This window comes from Ruegeria sp. YTSA219 (genome assembly GCF_059609985.1).
Genome location: NZ_JBXWMT010000001.1, coordinates 271,089 through 289,268, shown reverse-complemented (window position 1 = coordinate 289,268; position 18,180 = coordinate 271,089). Strand labels below are relative to the sequence as shown.

At 55.4% G+C, this 18,180-nt stretch carries 17 protein-coding genes and 1 pseudogene; 6 read left to right on the top strand and 12 right to left on the bottom strand.

The genetic code is table 11. From position 1 onward, the window contains the following. Window positions 1-44: 44 nt before the first annotated feature. Both ppk2 and AC2FFB_RS01425 read left to right on the top strand, forming a co-directional pair. Window positions 45-914 carry a polyphosphate kinase 2 gene (gene ppk2 / locus AC2FFB_RS01430; protein WP_281994702.1) on the top strand — a complete coding sequence of 290 codons (870 nt, stop codon included), beginning with the start codon at window positions 45-47 and terminating at the stop codon, window positions 912-914. A 104-nt stretch (window positions 915-1,018) separates the two neighbouring features. Further along, complete coding sequence (locus tag AC2FFB_RS01425) at window positions 1,019-1,633, top strand: TetR/AcrR family transcriptional regulator (RefSeq protein ID WP_142634158.1); 615 nt, start codon at window positions 1,019-1,021, stop codon at window positions 1,631-1,633. A 5-nt stretch (window positions 1,634-1,638) separates the two neighbouring features. Here AC2FFB_RS01425 and AC2FFB_RS01420 read toward each other — a convergent pair whose 3' ends face one another. The 3 genes from AC2FFB_RS01420 to AC2FFB_RS01410 form a co-directional block, all read right to left on the bottom strand. Further along, complete coding sequence (locus AC2FFB_RS01420; RefSeq protein ID WP_271946800.1) at window positions 1,639-2,697, bottom strand: adenylate/guanylate cyclase domain-containing protein; 1,059 nt, start codon at window positions 2,695-2,697, stop codon at window positions 1,639-1,641. Next, window positions 2,694-3,095: a group I truncated hemoglobin gene (locus AC2FFB_RS01415; RefSeq protein ID WP_345741800.1), complete on the bottom strand. Its 402-nt coding sequence runs from the start codon at window positions 3,093-3,095 to the stop codon at window positions 2,694-2,696. Before AC2FFB_RS01415 ends, AC2FFB_RS01420 begins: the two co-directional genes overlap by 4 nt. Window positions 3,096-3,189: 94 nt before the next feature. Then, window positions 3,190-4,032: a glycosyltransferase family 25 protein gene (locus tag AC2FFB_RS01410; RefSeq protein WP_281972190.1), complete on the bottom strand. Its 843-nt coding sequence runs from the start codon at window positions 4,030-4,032 to the stop codon at window positions 3,190-3,192. A 132-nt stretch (window positions 4,033-4,164) separates the two neighbouring features. Between AC2FFB_RS01410 and speB the strand changes: the two genes are divergently transcribed. Next, window positions 4,165-5,139 (top strand): agmatinase, encoded by a 975-nt coding sequence (gene speB / locus AC2FFB_RS01405; RefSeq protein WP_281994703.1) that lies wholly within the window; start codon window positions 4,165-4,167, stop codon window positions 5,137-5,139. Window positions 5,140-5,160: 21 nt separating this feature from the next. On the opposite strand, the gene AC2FFB_RS01400 is transcribed toward speB, so the two are convergent. The 6 genes from AC2FFB_RS01400 to AC2FFB_RS01375 form a co-directional block, all read right to left on the bottom strand. Next, window positions 5,161-6,381, bottom strand: coding sequence for an aminopeptidase P family protein (locus AC2FFB_RS01400; protein ID WP_496874406.1), 1,221 nt, complete (start codon window positions 6,379-6,381; stop codon window positions 5,161-5,163). Window positions 6,382-6,542: 161 nt separating this feature from the next. Continuing rightward, window positions 6,543-7,754, bottom strand: coding sequence for an ABC transporter permease (locus AC2FFB_RS01395; protein WP_281994705.1), 1,212 nt, complete (start codon window positions 7,752-7,754; stop codon window positions 6,543-6,545). Window positions 7,755-7,759: 5 nt separating this feature from the next. Next, window positions 7,760-9,034 carry an ABC transporter permease gene (locus AC2FFB_RS01390; RefSeq protein WP_281994706.1) on the bottom strand — a complete coding sequence of 425 codons (1,275 nt, stop codon included), beginning with the start codon at window positions 9,032-9,034 and terminating at the stop codon, window positions 7,760-7,762. A gap of 70 nt (window positions 9,035-9,104) precedes the next feature. Then, window positions 9,105-10,193, bottom strand: coding sequence for an extracellular solute-binding protein (locus AC2FFB_RS01385; RefSeq protein ID WP_142634172.1), 1,089 nt, complete (start codon window positions 10,191-10,193; stop codon window positions 9,105-9,107). A 101-nt stretch (window positions 10,194-10,294) separates the two neighbouring features. Beyond that, complete coding sequence (locus tag AC2FFB_RS01380; RefSeq protein ID WP_496822620.1) at window positions 10,295-11,386, bottom strand: ABC transporter ATP-binding protein; 1,092 nt, start codon at window positions 11,384-11,386, stop codon at window positions 10,295-10,297. A 576-nt stretch (window positions 11,387-11,962) separates the two neighbouring features. After that, window positions 11,963-13,006 carry a pyridoxal-phosphate dependent enzyme gene (locus tag AC2FFB_RS01375; RefSeq protein WP_281994707.1) on the bottom strand — a complete coding sequence of 348 codons (1,044 nt, stop codon included), beginning with the start codon at window positions 13,004-13,006 and terminating at the stop codon, window positions 11,963-11,965. An 86-nt stretch (window positions 13,007-13,092) separates the two neighbouring features. On the opposite strand from AC2FFB_RS01375, the gene AC2FFB_RS01370 reads away from it, so the two are divergent. From AC2FFB_RS01370 to argE, 3 genes and pseudogenes are all read left to right on the top strand, one after another. Next, window positions 13,093-13,293, top strand: coding sequence for an aminopeptidase P family N-terminal domain-containing protein (locus AC2FFB_RS01370; protein ID WP_496822619.1), 201 nt, complete (start codon window positions 13,093-13,095; stop codon window positions 13,291-13,293). A gap of 70 nt (window positions 13,294-13,363) precedes the next feature. After that, window positions 13,364-13,609 (top strand): annotated as a pseudogene (locus tag AC2FFB_RS01365) (ectoine hydrolase DoeA); the annotation flags it as partial. Beyond that, window positions 13,606-14,763 carry an acetylornithine deacetylase gene (gene argE, locus AC2FFB_RS01360; protein ID WP_496874405.1) on the top strand — a complete coding sequence of 386 codons (1,158 nt, stop codon included), beginning with the start codon at window positions 13,606-13,608 and terminating at the stop codon, window positions 14,761-14,763. The pseudogene AC2FFB_RS01365 and the gene argE, both read left to right, overlap by 4 nt. Here argE and AC2FFB_RS01355 read toward each other — a convergent pair. Genes AC2FFB_RS01355 through AC2FFB_RS01345 form a run of 3 tightly spaced genes read right to left on the bottom strand, consistent with a single transcriptional unit; the run spans window position 14,760 to window position 18,180 of the window. Continuing rightward, entirely contained in the window at window positions 14,760-15,626 is an 867-nt protein-coding gene (locus tag AC2FFB_RS01355) for an urea carboxylase-associated family protein (RefSeq protein WP_496874404.1), read from the bottom strand. The two genes, argE and AC2FFB_RS01355, sit on opposite strands and share 4 nt — an antisense overlap. A 32-nt stretch (window positions 15,627-15,658) precedes the next feature. Then, window positions 15,659-17,137: an aldehyde dehydrogenase gene (locus AC2FFB_RS01350; protein WP_496874403.1), complete on the bottom strand. Its 1,479-nt coding sequence runs from the start codon at window positions 17,135-17,137 to the stop codon at window positions 15,659-15,661. A gap of 8 nt (window positions 17,138-17,145) precedes the next feature. Continuing rightward, a complete protein-coding gene (locus AC2FFB_RS01345; RefSeq protein ID WP_496822615.1) occupies window positions 17,146-18,180 on the bottom strand; it encodes an LLM class flavin-dependent oxidoreductase in 1,035 nt (344 codons plus the stop codon).

Genomic DNA, 18,180 nt, shown 5'->3' with positions numbered 1-18,180 from the left:
AGGCTAATCCATAGTAAGATATGGATTTTATCGCGAGGTGACTCATGACACGAACTGGCAAAGGCACCATCGAGGAATATTACAAAAAACGTGCACCAGAAGAAGTCCGGAACGAGATCAAAGAGGCCGATAAGGATGACATTCTGAACCCTACATACCCCTATGACGAACGCATGAAGCGTAAGGCGTATGAGAAACAAATGCAGTCCCTGCAGATCGAGCTTGTGAAAATGCAGCTTTGGGTGAAGGAAACTGGCCAGCGTGTCGCTGTTATCTTCGAAGGCCGCGATGCCGCTGGAAAAGGCGGGACAATCAAGCGGTTCCGTGAGAACCTGAACCCGCGTGGGGCCCGGAACGTTGCGCTCAGCAAGCCATCGGATCAAGAGCGCAGCCAATGGTATTTTCAGCGCTATATCCCACATCTGCCCGCAGCCGGAGAAATCGTGTTCTTTGACCGCAGCTGGTATAACCGCGGCGTGGTGGAAAATGTGTTTGGGTTCTGCAACACAGAACAGCGTGAACGCTTCTTCCGACAGGTTCTGCCGTTAGAGACCGGCCTGTGTGACGATGGTATCCGCTTGTTCAAGTTCTGGTTGAACGTCGGACGGGCCGAGCAGTTGAACCGGTTTCTTGCGCGCGAAACGGACCCGTTGAAACACTGGAAACTAAGCCCAATCGATATCGCTGGTTTGGACAAATGGGATGAATACTCTGCTTCGATTTCCGAAACCCTTACACGCAGTCACAGCGAAGCCTGCCCCTGGACCATAGTTCGTTCCGACGACAAGAAACGGGCAAGGCTGGCAGCAATCCGAACCGTGCTTCATGCGCTGGACTATGATGAAAAGGACAAAAATGCGATTGGCGATATCGACACCAAGATATGTGGCGGGCCAGATATCTGGGATGCCTGATCTTTCTTGCCGGCCAATATCATCACAAAGATTGGACGAATACGTGCTACCGGTTTATGTCTTAGTTCCTCAAGAATTGTACAAAAAAGGCGTCTGAATCAGGGATGACAAAACGCGGGTATCACCACGGCAACCTGAAACAGGCTCTGATCGACGCAGCTCTGTCCCTGATCGAGGAAAAGGGTCCGACCGGGTTCACCCTGTCAGAGGCTGCAAAAGCGGCAGGCGTCACGCCTGCAGCTGTTTATCGCCACTATCACGGGCGCGAGGACCTGATCGCCGAGGCGGCGCGTCAGGGGTTCGAGATGTTCGCCGATCTAATTCAATTCGCTTATGACAAAGGCCAGCCTTCGGCGCTGGCTGCATTCGAAGCAACCGGGCGCGCCTATCTGGCCTTTGCTCGCAAGAATCCTGGCCACTATATCGCGATGTTCGAAAGTGGGATTTCCGTCAACCGCACCCCAGAACTTGCCCTGGCTGCAAACCGGGCCAGAGATGTTCTAGAAAAAGCTGCAGCCGATCTGTCGCAACATATTCCGCCGGAAAAACGTCCGCCGGCTTCAATGTTCAGCGCACATATCTGGGCGCTGAGTCACGGTGTAGTCGAATTGTTTGCCCGTAACACCGGCGCCACCGCACCCTTCCCGCCCGAAGATCTTTTGGAAACGGGGATCGGTATATATCTACGGGGACTAGGGCTGGTGCCTCCGGACGAATAAAGCCGTCAGAACACCGGTTTCCGTTGCGGAATGCTGAGACCGGATGTGACATTAATCAGATCCATCTCACCCATGCCCTTGATGTCCACACGCCCGATATCAGAGACCTGAAACTCGTCAATCAGGGCGTATTTCATTTCTTCAGGCGCAACAATGTTCATTGGGTTTGCAAAGACTTGCAGCCGGGAAGCGATGTTCACGGCGGGTCCGAATACATCATAGACATATTTCTGAATACCAACCACAGATCCCACCGCTGGCCCCATACCCAGCCCCACACGTGCCTGCCACTTGTGCGGATGGCTTTCATTTCTCCGCTCAAGATAGCGAAGGAACCTGACCGCACAATGGGCAGCAGCAGTCGCATGATCTGGCGTAGCATCCGGCATGCCTGACACCGCAAGATAAGCATCGCCAATAGTCTTGATCCGCTCACATCCGAACTGTTCGACAATCCGGTCAAAGGCAGTAAAGATGTCATTCAACTCGCTTAGGGTAACCGTCGGGTCCGTCTTGGCGGCAAAATCCGTGAACCCCACAAAGTCCAGCATCACAACTGACACCTGATCGTAAAGCTGCGGCGTGACCACACCGAATGTCTTGAATTCTTCATAAACAGCGCGCGGCATCAGGTTCAGCAACAGCCTTTCAACCCGCTCTTTCTCACGCTCCAACTCGCGCGTGTTGCGTTCGACCATGGTCGAGTAGCTGTCAATCATGCTTTCAAGTTCGCGGATTTTGGTGATGTTCTGAAACTCGATGACCAGAACCTGTTCCGAAAGACCGTTTGCCAGAGAAACTGCCGTTGCGAAAACCAATGTCCTGCGTTTCGGCTTGATCTGCAATTCGACCGAGTATCTGAGCCCCGATTGCTTTACGTCTTCAAGTTCACGCGCATCAAGGTCAGGAAAAATATCCAACAATGTCTGTCCATTAGCCGGAGGGCCAAACCATTCCTGAAAAGGGCCGTTGCAGAATACGAATGTAAGATCTGACGCCCGAACCACTGCGACACCAACACCGATCGCGCGCAGCAGTTGTTCATTGATCGCAAGAATACTCATGCCGCATCGCGCGTAACAATAATTGCGCGTTTGGATTCGATCGCTCCCAAGGCAATCTTTACGTGCCGATCTTCCATTCCATGTAACGCCAGCGCTTCACCAAACAGATCTGCCATTTCGTCAAAATCTGCGTGCGAGATGTTCAGATTTCTGTGAACCGCTTCAATTCGATCATCGCTAAATGATGTCGGACCACCGATCAGAGACGATACGAACTTGGTCTGGTGATCAATCAGCCTTGGCATGTCGATATCTTCGAAATGGTCACCGATCTGATCAGACTCCAGTGCCATTTCGTAAAAAGTCATTACGATCCGACTGATCGTTTTGAAACCGCCATAATGCTCATAGATTGTCTGACCCACACCAACCCCAAACCGGAAAAACACCAACAACACTGGAAGTTTATATCAAATTGACAGTTTTGTTAACGCTTATCGAGAATTACTATTTTTGCTTGGTTGGAAAGACGTGATCAGCTCATGATCTAAACTAAACCCTCAGGTCTTCGGCACAGGGGATAAATCCGACATACCCCCCGCTTTCAAGCAATCGGGCTTCGCCTCTCTGGCGCCAATACAACTTGCGTTTCGCGGCCTGCAATTCGCGACGAATGCGAAACCACAGGGGTCCCTTATCCAGACCGCTATTGGTCTTTCTGTTTTGTGAACGTTCACTGACTTTCACGGAATCTTCAGCCTGATCTTGCTGTTTCGACCAGATCATTTGAACGCCGACTGCTGGAAAACACTGATACATTTGCCAATCCGGGCGGGGGATAGATACGAAATCATCCAGGTGATCCGAGTATTTCTCGGACCACATCAGCAATTTACGGCAGGCCGCCTGCGACAGGATATATGCGGCCGCGCTGGGTGCCATTTCCAGCATCGGGCGAACCGGTACGCCGGAAATCTGTAGTTCTGGCCCAAACCGCAGCACCCGGGGGGAATAGTCCAGCTTTAGGAAGTCGAACCCTGACCCTGCTTCGAGCAATCTGGCAATCACACCGCCAGCTTGGGTCGACATTTCGACATCGTCTTCAAAGATCGCAACAGCCTTCAGGTCTTGCTGAACGGCACGCTTCCAAACGGCGCGATGGCTTTCGAAACAAGCGACTTCACTTTGTTTCAGACCCCAGCGGCTGCCGGAACCGGCAACATAGCCGTGACCATCCAGTGCGCCTTCTTGTTGCGCGTCGGTCGCACTGAAACGCGCGGCCCCGATCAGCCCGGTATGGGCGAACTGCGCCTCCATAAAGTTGCGCCGCTCGGGTACCCGATCCAGATTGATATAGTAGACACCCGTTCCCGGTGGCAGTTCATGATGGCCCACGGCTGTTCCTTTATAATGGCTGCACCAGATACACTTCGCACAATCGGATAATCAAGCCCACAGCCCCCACCTATCGCAGCTTTGAATTCCTGTCTAAGCTGCCGTTGAACAGCAAGAAACGGGAAACTCGCCATGTCATCACATGGGTATAGCGGTGGGCGGCTTAATCTGCCTTTCGTCGGCATTTCGACCTTCGGCAAAGCGCCGTATGTCGAGGATTGGGACAATATCGACGCGGATGTCGCAGTCATGGGGGCGCCTTTCGACTTTGGCACTCAATGGAGGTCCGGCGCGCGCTTTGGGCCCCGTGCTGTACGCGAGGCCTCAACCCTGTTCAGCTTTGGCCATGCCGGGGCCTATGACCATGAGGATGACGCCACTTATCTGGATGGATCGGTGCGGATGGTCGATATTGGGGATGCCGATATTATCCACACCAAGACAGATGAGAGCCACGCCAATATTCAATACGGCGTCGAACGTATTCTGTCCGCAGGCGCCCTGCCCGTCACCATCGGCGGCGATCATTCGGTGAATATCCCCTGCATCAACGCCTTTGCCTCAGATTGCGCGCAGAACGGTCCGATCCATGTGGTCCAGATCGACGCGCATCTGGATTTCGTTGACGAGCGTCATGGCGTCACTGCTGGCCACGGCAATCCGATGCGGCGGGCGATTGAAAAGCCGTACGTCTCGGGCATGACCCAGCTGGGCATTCGAAACGTGTCATCAACCGCCAAGGAAGGGTATGAGGATGCCCGCGCTCGCGGCTCGGACATCTTGTCCGTACGACAGGTGCGCAAACTGGGGACCGAGGGCGTGGTTGAACGCATCCCCGAGGGCGCGCGGTATTACGTTACGATTGATATCGACGCGTTTTGCCCCTCAATCGCACCTGGTACGGGTACGCCCAGCCATGGCGGGTTTTTGTATTACGATGTGCTGGAAATTCTTCAGGGGCTGGCGAAACGCGGTGACGTGGTCGGGATCGACCTTGTTGAAGTCGCCCCAAGTTACGACCCAACCGAAAGCACGCAGATTCTGGCGGCACAGGTGCTGCTGAACTTTATCGGCTTCATCTTTCACGAACGGGGCAAGAAGGGCTGATCGCCCTTCCTGCCCATGTGATCAGGCGCTGATCGTGTTGTGTTCTGGCCCATAGGGGAAGCCGGTGATGTTCTCGGCACCGGCCTCTTCGACCACTAGAATGTCATGCTCACGATAGCCACCGGCACCGGGCTGTCCTTCAGGAATCCACAGCATCGGCTCGATGGACACGACCATGCCGGGTTCCAAAACCGTGTCGATATCCTCGCGCAGTTCAAGACCCGCTTCACGACCGTAGTAATGGCTGAGTATGCCGAAGGAATGGCCATAGCCAAAGGACCGGTATTGCAGCAGGCCTTCGTCGGCGAAGAAACGGTTGATCTCAGCCGTGATCACCGAGCAGGTCGCGCCCGGTTTGATCAGGCTCAGCCCCAACTCATGCGCGGCGACGTTTGCCTTCCAGATGCGCAGGCTGTCAGCGTCGGGTTCGCCCAAAAACAAGGTGCGTTCCAGCGCAGTGTAATAGCCCGAGATCATCGGGAATGTGTTCAACGACAGGATATCGCCCTTTTGCAGCGCCCGCTTGGTGACCGGGTTATGTGCGCCATCAGTGTTCAGGCCGGATTGGAACCAGACCCAGGTGTCGCGGTACTCGGCTTCTGGATAAGCACGAGCAATCTCGGCCTCCATCGCGTCACGGCCGGCCATGGCGATATCGATCTCGTTCGCGCCTTCGCGGATCGCCGCGTGAATGGCTGCGCCGCCCACATCTGCTGTGTGTGCGCCGCCTTTGATAAGCGCGATCTCTTCGGCGGATTTCACCATGCGTGCGGCCATTGTGTCGGGTGCGATATCAACCAGTTCAGGTTGGCCCAGCATATCCAGTGCGGTGTCGCGCATTGCCAGTGTCATGTGATCGCCTTCGATCCCGACCCGACCGGCTGATCCAATCAGATCAGCCACCGCGCGCCAGTAATTGTTCCGCTTCCAGTCGGTATAGATCACGTTGTCTTCAACCGAGCGACGCCAAGGCTGGCCGGCGTCGATATTGGCCGACACGGTGGTGCATTTGTCCTGAGTGACAACGCAACCGTAGGGACGCCCGAACGAGCAATACAAGAAGCCCGAGTAATAGGCGATGTTTTGCATGGAAGTCAGCAGAACTGCTGGAATATCGCGGGCGGCCATCGTGGCGCGCAAGCTGGCCAGACGGCGTGCATATTCTGCCTTACTAAAGGGCAAAGGCGCCTTGTCACCGTTGTGGCAGATAAAGAATTCGGGGCGATTGTTTAGATCATTCATTTTGGTCTCTCCTCGATGCCGGACAGGCAAAGCCCGGCCACAAGTCCCGGCGTTCAGGACAAGCGGCCTCGGGAACCGAGAGCCATGCACCCGCCTAGATGTCACGACGCCATCGTGACCGGGGTGCATGGTGAAATCGCTAAATCACCTTGTGAGTCGCGTCAAGCGGGACTGAGCCCCCGCATGCGTTCAGACCGCCGCCGCAGCAGCTCTACCGTGGTCAACAGCGCAATCGAGATCACCACTAGGATAGTCGCTACCGCCAGAATGGTCGGGCTGATCTGTTCGCGCAGGCCAGTGAACATCTGCCATGGCAGTGTCTTCTGGCTGGCAGAGCCAACGAACAGCACCACAACCACCTCATCAAACGAGGTGATAAAGGCGAAGAGGCCGCCCGAGATCACGCCCGGCAGGATCAGGGGCATCTGAATCTTGAAGAACGTCCGCACCGGGCCCGCGCCCATATTCGCCGCCGCCCGCGTCAGAGAGCGATCAAAGCCCACCAGCGTCGCAGTCACGGTGATGATGACGAAAGGGATGCCCAGAACGGCGTGGGCAAGGACAACTTTCACATAGCCCACGAAGTTCTTGTTCATGCCCAGCGTACCTTCCATGAAGCGACCGATATCGCTGTAGAAGAAGAACATGCCGGTGGCCGAGATGATCAACGGCACGATCATCGGCGAGATCAGGACGCCCATGATGACGCGGCGGCCGGGTACGTGGCTCTGGCTGAGGCCGATGGCCGCCAACGTGCCCAGCGAGACCGAGATGATCGTCGCAATCGGCGCGATGATCAGCGAGTTCTTGAAGCTGCGCTGCCATTCATTGTTGGTGAAGAAATCGCGGTAATGCTTCAGCGAATACCCTTCGGGGTCCAGACTCAGCATCTCAGGGGTGAAGGTAAAGAAGTCCTGCGCGTTGAACGACAGCGGCAGAACCACAAGGATCGGGGTGATCAGGAACACGAAGATCGCACCGCAGATAACCCGGAACAGATAGTGATAGAATACCTGTTTTGGCGTCAGATAGCTGAGCAGTTTACGGCGATACCGGCCTTCATAGAGCCAATAGATAAAGAAGATAAAAAACCAACCGCCCAACAGGCCCAGAATGCCACCCATCGGACCTGACAACAGGAAACCGATGATGCCGAAACCCAGGATATTGATCCAGCGCGCCAGTTTTTCGTTCTTCAGAACGTTGATGTAGACCCAGGCCAGCGCGGCGATCAGAGCTGCGCCACCCAGAATGCCCAAAAGGATCGAGCCGTTGCCCGCGCCGACAAAGACGCCGGCGAAGGCACCCGCCAAGGCGACACTGGGCAGAACCATGGAGAGCGGTTTGCGGGATATCGGTGTAAGTGCAGCCATGTCGATTATCCCAACTTCACATTATCAATGCCCACGATCTTGTCGTAGACCCAGTAGAGCAGCATGACGACACCCAGCAGGATTGTACCCAAGGCCGCAGCCAGCCCCCAGTTCAGCGAGGACGAGATGTGATAGGCAATCCGGTTCGAGATGAAGACACCTTTTGTGCCGCCAACGATTTCAGGCGTGATGTAGTAACCGATCGAAAGAATGAACACGAGGATCGAGCCCGCTCCGATACCCGGAATGGATTGTGGGAAGTAGATACGCCAGAAGGTCGTCCAGTTGGTCGCGCCCATGGATTTCGCCGCCCGCGTGTAAGTCACCGGGATTGTCTGCATCACTGAATACATCGGCAGGATCATGAACGGCAGCAGGATATGCGTCATCGCAATGATCGTGCCGATCTGGTTATTGATGATCACCAGTCGTGCATCATCGGCCACGAGTCCAAGCCAGACCAATGTTTCATTAATCACGCCCTGCTGTTGCAACATCACTTTCCACGCCGAGGTGCGCACCAGAAGTGAGGTCCAGAAAGGCAAGAGGACAAGGATCATCAGCAGGTTTGACACACGCATTGGCAAAGTCGCCAAAAGGTAGCTGACCGGGTATGCCAGCAGGATACAGGCCCCGGTAATCACCAGCGACATGAACAATGTGCGGCCAAACAGCTTGATCAGAATCTGCTTGTCTTCAGGCTGCGACTGCGCGCCTTCGGGCGTGCGGCGCATATCGACCGCGTTCAGGAAATAACCATTGGTAACCGTTGGCGAATGGGTCTTGATCACTGCCCATGTCTTAGGATCGCCCCAGCCCTCGTGAATCTCTATGATCTGTTCCTTGAACGGTCCATCGGTTTCAGGGTCAAGCTTGCCCATTTTCCGGCCAGAGCGGCGGAACAAAGAAGACATGCCAGTCTCTTCGTAGTTCAGACGCGAGCCAAGGCGGGTGTGGGTTTTGCTATCAACGGCAACGACCATGTCGCGAACAAATGCGTCGTATACTGCTTCGTCCGGAAGCTCACCGCTTTGGGCGTCCCAGCTTTGCAGGGCTTCCACAGTAAGCGGGAGGGTCTCTGAAACCATGCTGTTTTCAACCGAGCGGAACAGCATTGAAGCAATCGGCACGATAAAGGAAAACATGACAAATAGCAGAAGCGGAGCGACGAGCATCAATGCTCGTAATTTCTGCCGCCGCAGTGAACGTGCCAGCGATTGCTTGAGCGGCGTTCCGTCCGCTGCCAGCATCGGCCCCGCATTTTGGCTTGCGTCAGTCATTTGTGCCCCTTGACTCTGCTTGGGTCTGGGGGCGGCGCACCGCCCCCGACTGTTTCATGAAATCAAACGATTATTTCGCAAGCCAAGCCTGGAATTTCGCTTCGATGTCATCGCGGTAATCCGCCCAGAACTCGTAGTTATACAGGAACGTGTTCTTGGCGTTTTCCGGATCGGTCGGCATGTGCGGCGCCATGTCGATGCCAAGCTCGGCATGCTGACCAACCAGCGGAGCCGAAGAGGCACGGGCCGGACCGTACGAGATGTACTTAGCCTGATCCGCCAGACGCTGCGTGTCCGTTGCGAACATGATGTAGTCCAGCGCACGCTGCTGACGCTCTTCGCTCAGACCGGCGGGGATGATCCAGCCGTCCAGGTCAAAGATCTGCGCGTCCCACAGCATGGCAACGGGCTGCTTCTGCTCTTCGATCACGCTGAACAGACGGCCGTTATAGGTCGAGCCCATGATGATCTCGCCATCGGCCAGAAGCTGCGGCGTGTCGGCACCCGCGGACCACCAGACGACGTTGTCCTTGATGGTTCCCAGTTTCGCCAACGCCTGATCCTGACCTTCAGGGGTCGCCAGAACGTCATAAACGTCATCTTTGGCGACGCCGTCACAGATCAGCGCCCATTCCATGTTGTTGATGGCACGCTTTTCCAGTGAACGCTTGCCCGGATAGGCCTCCAGATCAAATACGGCGCAGACATCGGTCGGAGGTGTGTCACCTACCAGGTCTGTACGATAGCCGAATGTAGTCGAATACACGATCTGCGGGATAAAGCACTCGCTGACCAGCAGGTCACCGAAATCATCGGCAGCCGAGGTGCCGTCGGGCGCCGGGGCCAGCATGGTGTCGGGGTCGATCTCCATCGCCAGACCTTCGTCACACAGACGAATTGCGTCCGCAGCAACAACATCCACTACGTCCCAGGTGATGTTGCCCGCTTCGTTCATCGCGCGCAGCTTGGCAACCGCTTCGGCCGAGCTGTCATCGTTAAGGATAGTGATGCCGCTCTTTTCAGAATAGGGCTCGTGATACGCCTTCAGCTGTGACTTGGAATAGGCGCCGCCCCACGAGACAATCGTCATCTCCTCGGCCATGGCGCCTCCGGCCACGGCAACAATGGCGCTTGCCATCAAAGTGGTTTTAACTTTCATTGTTAACTCCCTGTTATACCCGTAAATTTCTGAACAGACCGGATCACGGGGCAACCCGGCCGCCATTTACCCCCCAGCGATCCACCAGGGGACGTTCTTCATCAGGCGTCAAGTGCCCGGCAATCATGGGCCAACCAACCGATTTCAACTTCCTGGCCGGGCGACAACCGAACCGCATCGGGAGCGTTTCGGGTCTTAATGATAAAGTCTTCATTGCCCGCCACAGATAGGCGAAACCGGAAGACATCACCCATATAGATGAATTCTTTGACAGTCGCCTTTAGCGTATGCGCATCGGCATGCAGGCGATCTTTGTTGAATTCGACCCGCTCGGGACGGATTGAAACCTTGGTCCGTTCACCGGCTGCAGTGACATTGACCGGTTTGGCGTCAATTTCTGATCCATCATCCAGTGCAACCACGCACGAGTCGCCGTCGATTGACTTAACAACGCCTTCCAAGGTGTTGTTTTCACCAATGAACTGGGCAACAAAGCTATTTTCGGGCTCTTCATAGAGCAGATCCGGCGGCGCAAGCTGCTGGATGCGTCCGTCGTCGAACACGGCCACGCGATCCGACATCGTCAGCGCCTCTGTCTGGTCGTGGGTCACGTAAACTGTCGTAATCCCCAGCTCATGCGCCAGACGGGTAATCTCGAACTGCATATGTTCGCGCAATTGCTTGTCCAGCGCGCCCAGCGGTTCGTCCATCAAAACTAGCTCAGGCTCGAACACCAAAGCACGGGCCAAGGCGATCCGCTGCTGCTGACCGCCGGACAGTTGCGCCGGACGGCGGCTGCCAAAGGCGCCCATCTGGACCATATCCAGCGCACGCTTCACTTTTTCTTCCCGATCGCTTTTGCCAATGTTGCGCACTTCAAGCGGGAACGAAAGGTTTTCAGCCACAGTCATATGCGGGAACAATGCATAGTTTTGGAACACCATGCCAATCCCGCGCTTATGTGGTGGAATGTTGTTGATCGGGCGTCCGTCCAACATGATTTCGCCATGAGTAGCGGTTTCAAATCCGGCCAACATCATTAGGCAAGTTGTCTTGCCTGACCCCGAGGGGCCGAGCATAGTTAGAAACTCACCTTTTGGCATCGAGAGATTAAGGTCTTTTACGACGAGTATCTCGCCGTCATAAGATTTTTGAACACGCTGAAATTCGACGAACGCTGCGTCATTTGACATTACCAACTTGGCTCCCCTGTGCGGTCTTTGCTTGCCCGGTTCATCCGGATCTCAAAGACCAGTCCACCCTATTTAAGGACATGGGGGACCAACCACGCAACCATAAATGTGACAGCTAGGCGACAAAGAATCCTGTAATTCACTTCAGCTCAACTGATATTTCGATATCTCGTCCGCAACGCAAGGCCTTGAATGGCGTAATTAACTTGCTTCATTCGCCTCTATTTAACTTCCCAATCAACAACATAAATCTAATTATTTAAATGAGTTATAATTGCTATTTAAACCGCCGCATCTCCCAGCCCAGACCTCGACATCGATACTGAGTTGCTGAGAGATTCGCATGTCGAAATTCCTTGACCGATTGGAAAACGCCAAAATTATCTGGTGCAATCCAATCTAGAAACCGCGCTTTGGGGGGCTATTAATCTCATTTTGATAGGGCAGAGGTACGGATTTGCGAACCCCGCGTTTTCAGGCGCAATCGGATTCTGCCTTTGGGGGCAGTTGCACCCTCTTAACTTGCCGCTTCCTGCGCTTATTCCAGGGCAGGATTCAGATGCTTCTTGGCCTTCTTCAATCCGGTACTTCGGATAAAATGCACAGAACTTGGGCATCGCTTCCAATGTTCAGGGCCTCGCAGACATCTGCATTCATCGCTGCTGCGACGCCCGCCCCGCCCGAAGCAGTTGTCGCCAACCCAGCCTCTGCCATGGCCGGTAAATACCGCACCACGTCGTCATCCGAGAGCGTCAGAAAACAGTCTGCATCCCGCGCCAGACCATTCAGCGCGATCAGCGATGGTTCTTTACAGTCCAGCCGCCCCATGATGCTGTCAGGCCCATCCGCAAAGACGCAGGTACCTGCTTCGATACTGGCTTGCAACGCAGGGGCCGCTTCGGGTTCCACGACAATGATTTTGGGTCCATCACCCCAGGCATGGCGCGCATAAGCTGCAACCGACCCTGCTAGCCCACCTACCCCGGCCTGCAAAATGATATGCGTGGGCGCATTTGGGCATTGGCGCACCGCTTCTGCAGCCATCTGCAGATATCCCTCCATCAGGGTGTGCGGCAGCTCGTAATACCCGTCCCACGAACTGTCAGATAGCAATGTCCAACCGTTATCCTGCGCCGCTTTGCCAGCAGCCTCCATACTGGCGGCATAATCCGTACCTTGACGAACGACCCTGGCTTTTTGCGCACGAAGGCGTTCCGCGAAACTTTCAGGTACGGTTTCGGCGATATAGACCACTGCATCAGCCCCAAATATCCGTGCACCTGCTGCTACACTCATCCCGTGGTTACCCGCGCTAGCGGTGACATAGGTTTTCCCGCGTAAAGTAGACTCATCCGGTGTCTGCGCCAGATCAGCAGCGTGACGGGCGATGACATAGGCAGCCCCCAAAGCCTTGAATGACCCGAGGTTCATACGCCCACGCTCATCTTTGACCCATAGATCGGCGACATTGGCCAAATCCTTGGCTTCTACCAGATTGGTTTCCGCTGCTGCAGGGCATACTGTTAACAAATCAGCTACGCGAGCCGCGTTTATCGAAGGAAATGGAGCATCAGGAATCAATTTTTCCTTGCCGCGGTGTGGGTTTGAACTGAGTTTCAACAGTATTTCCTTCCTAAGTTGTCCATTGACGTGATCGGATTCGTAAAGTTCTGTCAACACGTCTCTAATCACGACACGAGGATCCGATGAGCCAAGTGAATCCGGCATTCATGCGGGGGGAATTTGACCGTCGGCTGTCCAAAACACGAAAAGCCATGACCGAGGTCGGGCTGGACGCGCTGTTCTTCGAAGATCCTTCGAACATGACGTGGCTAACCGGATACGAGGGGTGGTCGTTCTACGTCCATCAAGGCGTTTTGGTCTTTCATGACGCAGACCCGATCTAGTGGGGACGCAATCAGGATACTAATGGGGAACGACGTACAGTGTGGATGCCTGATTGTCAGATACGTCCACATTGAATGCCGCGCGTGCTGTGGCTATCCAGTGGGTCTGAGCTATCTCCCAGACTGGGGTGAGCGCACGATATCTCTGCGTCCCGAGGATGAGACAATCCTGGATCCTGGCAAGACGTTTCACTTTATGCCTGGCCTCTGGTTGAATGTCTGGGGGTTAGAGATCACCGAGTCGATCCTGATCACCGATACCGGTCCTGCCGAATGTTTCTGTAACCGCCCAAGAAAGCTGTTTGTAAAGCCATGACCCTGCAAAGAACCCAAGATATCCTCGCCGATCTGATCGCGTTTGAAACGGTATCTGCAGACAGCAATCTTAAGATCATCAGCTATCTAAGGGACAGGTTGCAGGCCTTGGGTGCACGCTGCATCGAAACCCGGGATGATACTGGCACCAAGGCCAATGTATTTGCTTCCATGGGCCCAGACATTCCCGGCGGCATCTTGTTATCCGGCCACACGGATGTGGTTCCCGTCGCGGATCAGAACTGGACATCAGACCCGTTTTTGATGACCGAGAAAGGTGGCAGACTTTACGGACGTGGCACCTGTGACATGAAGGGCTTCATCGCCGCCGCACTTGCACTTGCCGAAACGCTGGATGCCAGAAAACTGACCCAACCGCTGCACTTTGCCTTCACCTATGATGAAGAAACCGGATGTTTGGGCGCGCAGAACATGGTGAACGATCTTTCCGAACGAGGAATAGTGCCGGATATCGCAATAATCGGAGAGCCCACCGAAATGTGCCTGATCGAAGGGCATAAGGGGTGCTATGAATACACGACACGATTTGTCGGGCTCGAAGGACACAGCTCGGCCCCGGATGATGGGGTTAATGCGGCGGAATACGCGGCACGCTATGTAGGAAAACTTCTGGAACTGCGCCAGATATTGAAATCCCGCGCGCCAACAAGCAGCCCCTTCGAGCCACCCTGGACCACTATAAACGTGGGTTTCTTCAATAGCGGCGTCGCCCATAACGTTATTGCCAGCAAAGCCGATGTCGGCTGGGAAATGCGCCCGGTTCAGGCCAGCGATGCGGATTTCGTCAAGCAAACCCTGTCTGACTATGTGACCCACAGCCTGCTGCCCGAAATGCAGGCCGTCCATAGTGAAGCCAGCATCACGCAGGATATCACGGCCGAGGTTGCAGGCCTTGAGCCAATGGAAGAAAACGCCGCCCGCAAACTGGTTGCCGAGCTGACCGGGGCGAACGGAACAGGTGTTGTGTCATTCGCCACTGAAGCTGGCCTGTTTCAGCAGCTTGGCACCCACGCGATTGTCTGCGGTCCCGGCTCGATCACACAGGCCCATAAAGCAGATGAGTACGTCGAGATCGAACAGCTCGACCTATGCTGTCGGATGCTGGACCGGCTTGGGCAACGCCTGACCTCTTAACCTGCCCCATGGGTGCGATCATAAGCAGATCGCTTGGGCTGAACATGCGCGTTTCGGATGTCTTCACCAGGGTTATAGACTTCCATAACCAATGGATAACAGGCGGCTGCGTCCGAGGAATGCTCGGACGAGCAATCGCCCCCGGGACAAGCTGAAAGGCCGACGATCAGGTCTATCTCGGCGTAGAATTCCAGGTAATCACCCGGACGCACCGGGCTTGCCTTCATGAAGTATTGGCCTGTGTCCTGCGTAAATCCGGTGCACATGAAGACGTTCAACACGTCGTGGACGTGCATTTCGGCCTCATGCAGCGGCAGGCCACAATGGCTGGCCAATGCCCGTGTCAGGTTGGAATGGCAGCAATAATGGTAGTCATCGCCAGACAGCAATCGCCCGGTATAGGGGTCACAGCGGGTCCCGATTACGTCATGCACGGATCCGCCGTATGAATCGAACCCATACCAATCCAGAGTATCCGTGACGATGGTCGCCATGGGTCGCATATTTGGAAAACTTGACCACATCCGATCCCCGGTCGACAGATGCGTGCCATGCAGCGCGCGGGTTTTGCCGGAATAGAACCGTTCGGTCAGGTCGTGCTTGTTCCACATGTTCAGATCACCGACCTGCGCGCCATCGACCGACACCACCCGAATAAAGGCCCCCGCGGGCACTTCAATACAGGCTGCATCACGCGGGGCTGCAATGACTTCGGCGGTTTTCACCGCATGCTGCCTCAGGTCGGTCAACGCAACCAGATCAGGTTGCGGCATCGTTTCGGGCGGATAGCAAATGACCGGAGGGATCTCCTTCCGGTCATTTGCGTCTGCCGGAGGTTTAAAATTCGGATGTTTCAACTTCATGACCGCGCTCCGATATCTGTCTGACAACAGACCTAGCGCATCACAAACGGGTTCGCCATCGGCTCTTGCGAGGTGCTGATCCAGATGGTCTTGGTCCGGGTGTAATCGAGGATGGCTTCAACCCCGGCTTCACGACCATACCCTGATTGATTGAACCCGCCAAACGGCGCGATAGGAGAGATCGCGCGATAGGTATTAACCCAACAAATCCCGGACTTGATCCGCTTGGACACCCGATGCGCCCGCGCCAGGTTCTGCGTAAACACACCTGAACCCAGCCCAAAGACTGTGCTGTTGGCTAACGCGATGGCCTCTTCTTCGGTATCGAATGGCAGCAGAGACATGACCGGGCCAAACATCTCAACTTTCAACGTCTCGGTCTCGGGCGATATGCACTCGACCAGGGTTGGGTTCATGTAATTGCCGGGCCGATCCGCAGGTTGCCCGCCGAAATGGACCACGGCCCCCTGCTCCGCTGACTTGGCCAGGGTCTCTTCGATCTTGTTCACTTGCGCCATGGTACATAGCGGTCCGACATGGGTACCGGCCTCCAGCGGGTCACCCAGAACGATTGCACCCGCCTTTTCTTTGATGCGGCCGATCAGATCTTGCAGAACGGATCGCTGCACAAGCCCGCGCGTGCCCGCAACGCAACTTTGCCCCGACGCGCCAAAGTTTCCGGCGATCAGGCCATTTGCGGCCCCATCCAGATCCGCGTCTTCAAAAACAAGTATCGGCGATTTGCCACCAAGCTCCAGCGAGGTGACGGCGAAGTTTTCGGCGGAATTCCTGACCACATGGCGCGCTGTCTCGGGGCCACCGGTAAAGGCGATGCGATCCAGATCGGGATGGCGGGTTAGTGGAATTGCACAGTTTTCCGCATCCCCGGTGATGACCGAGACAACGCCCGCGGGGAATCCGGCCTGTTCAATCAAACGCGCGAACTCCAGCATCGGGGCCGGCGCAATTTCGGATGCCTTCAGCACGACGGTACACCCAGCCGCAAGCGCCGGGCCCAACTTAGTCGCTGTCAGGAACATTTGTGCATTCCAGGGCACAATAGCCGCGACAACACCAATGGGTTCGCGCGTGGTAAACACATGCATATCCTGCTTGTCGATGGGCAGAACCGTCCCTTCAACCTTATCCGCAAGCCCTGCGAAATAGCGGTAATAATCCGCGACATACCCAGTTTGCGCCGAGGTTTCTGCCAGCAGTTTACCGCTGTCTGTTGTCTCAAATTCCCCAAGCCGTGCAGCGTTTTCGGCAACCAGGTCAGCCAGCCGATAAAGAAGCTTGCCGCGCGCGGTGGCCGTCATGTCGCGCCATTGCGGATCATCAAGCGCACGTTTGGCGGCGGCGACTGCCCTGTCGACATCCTCAGGTGCCGCACAGGAAAACGTAGCCCACCCCTGCCCAGTTGCGGGATTTGCAGATGTCATGACCTGAGACGTCGCCCCCTCAGACCAGGCGCCATCAATGAAAAGCTGAAAATGCGGTAGATTTCCCATAGTGTTCCTCACTGAAAGGCTGGCATGACATCGTCGATGAACCGCGCCAGAGAGGCACGTTTTCGCTCGTTCGTCATCCCGCTGTCGACCCAGAACGAAAACTCATCATAGCCCAAATCTTCATAACGTTTGATCCGGTCGATAACCTGCTGCGCTGTACCAACCGTCAGGTCGCGCGCCAGCTTATCACTTGTGTACATCTGGTTGGCATCCATCTCGTCCGGGGTGATCCGTTGGATCAACCCTTGCTCGACCGGGCGTTTGTTCATGAACCAGGCACCGAAATAGTTGTAATACCGGCGCAATTCCTGAACGCCTTGCGCAACATCGTCTGTGTCCTTGCCAACATATGTATGATGCAACAGCATGATTTTGGGGCGCGGTCCGGTATGGCTGTCGCAGGCTGCATTGAAGCGGTCCATCAGCGTTTCAATCTCTTCCATGCCCTGCCACAGGGGGGTGACCTGGATGTTAAACCCGTTGTGGACACCGAATTCATGACTATTGGGGTCCCGCGCCGCGATCCAGATCGGCGGACCGTCTTTCTGAAACGGTTTCGGCGCAGATGTGGTTGCCGGGAAGGAATAAAACTCACCCTCATGCGCACAATCGCCCTGCCAGATCTGCGGAAGCAAAGGGGTTGTTTCCCGCATCCGTTGGCCCGCTTCCCAGGCATCCATCCCCGGCATCAGGCGCTCATACTCATAAGAATATGCGCCGCGTGCGATCCCCAGTTCGATCCGGCCTTTGGTAATCTGATCTGCCGCGGCGGCCTCTCCGGCCAATTTGATCGGATGCCAGAACGGGGCGACTACCGTACCCGTCCCCAGCCGTACATTCCGGGTGTGATGGGCCAGATCGACTAGCGAGATAAAGGGGTTGGGCGCGATGGTGAACTCCATCCCGTGATGCTCACCCGTCCAGACGGCGCGCATCCCGCCCTCGTCCGCCATTTTCACAAGGCTGACGAATTCGTCATACAGAACGTCATGCGGCTGATCTGGCGACAAACGTTCCATATGGGCAAACAGGGAAAATTCCAT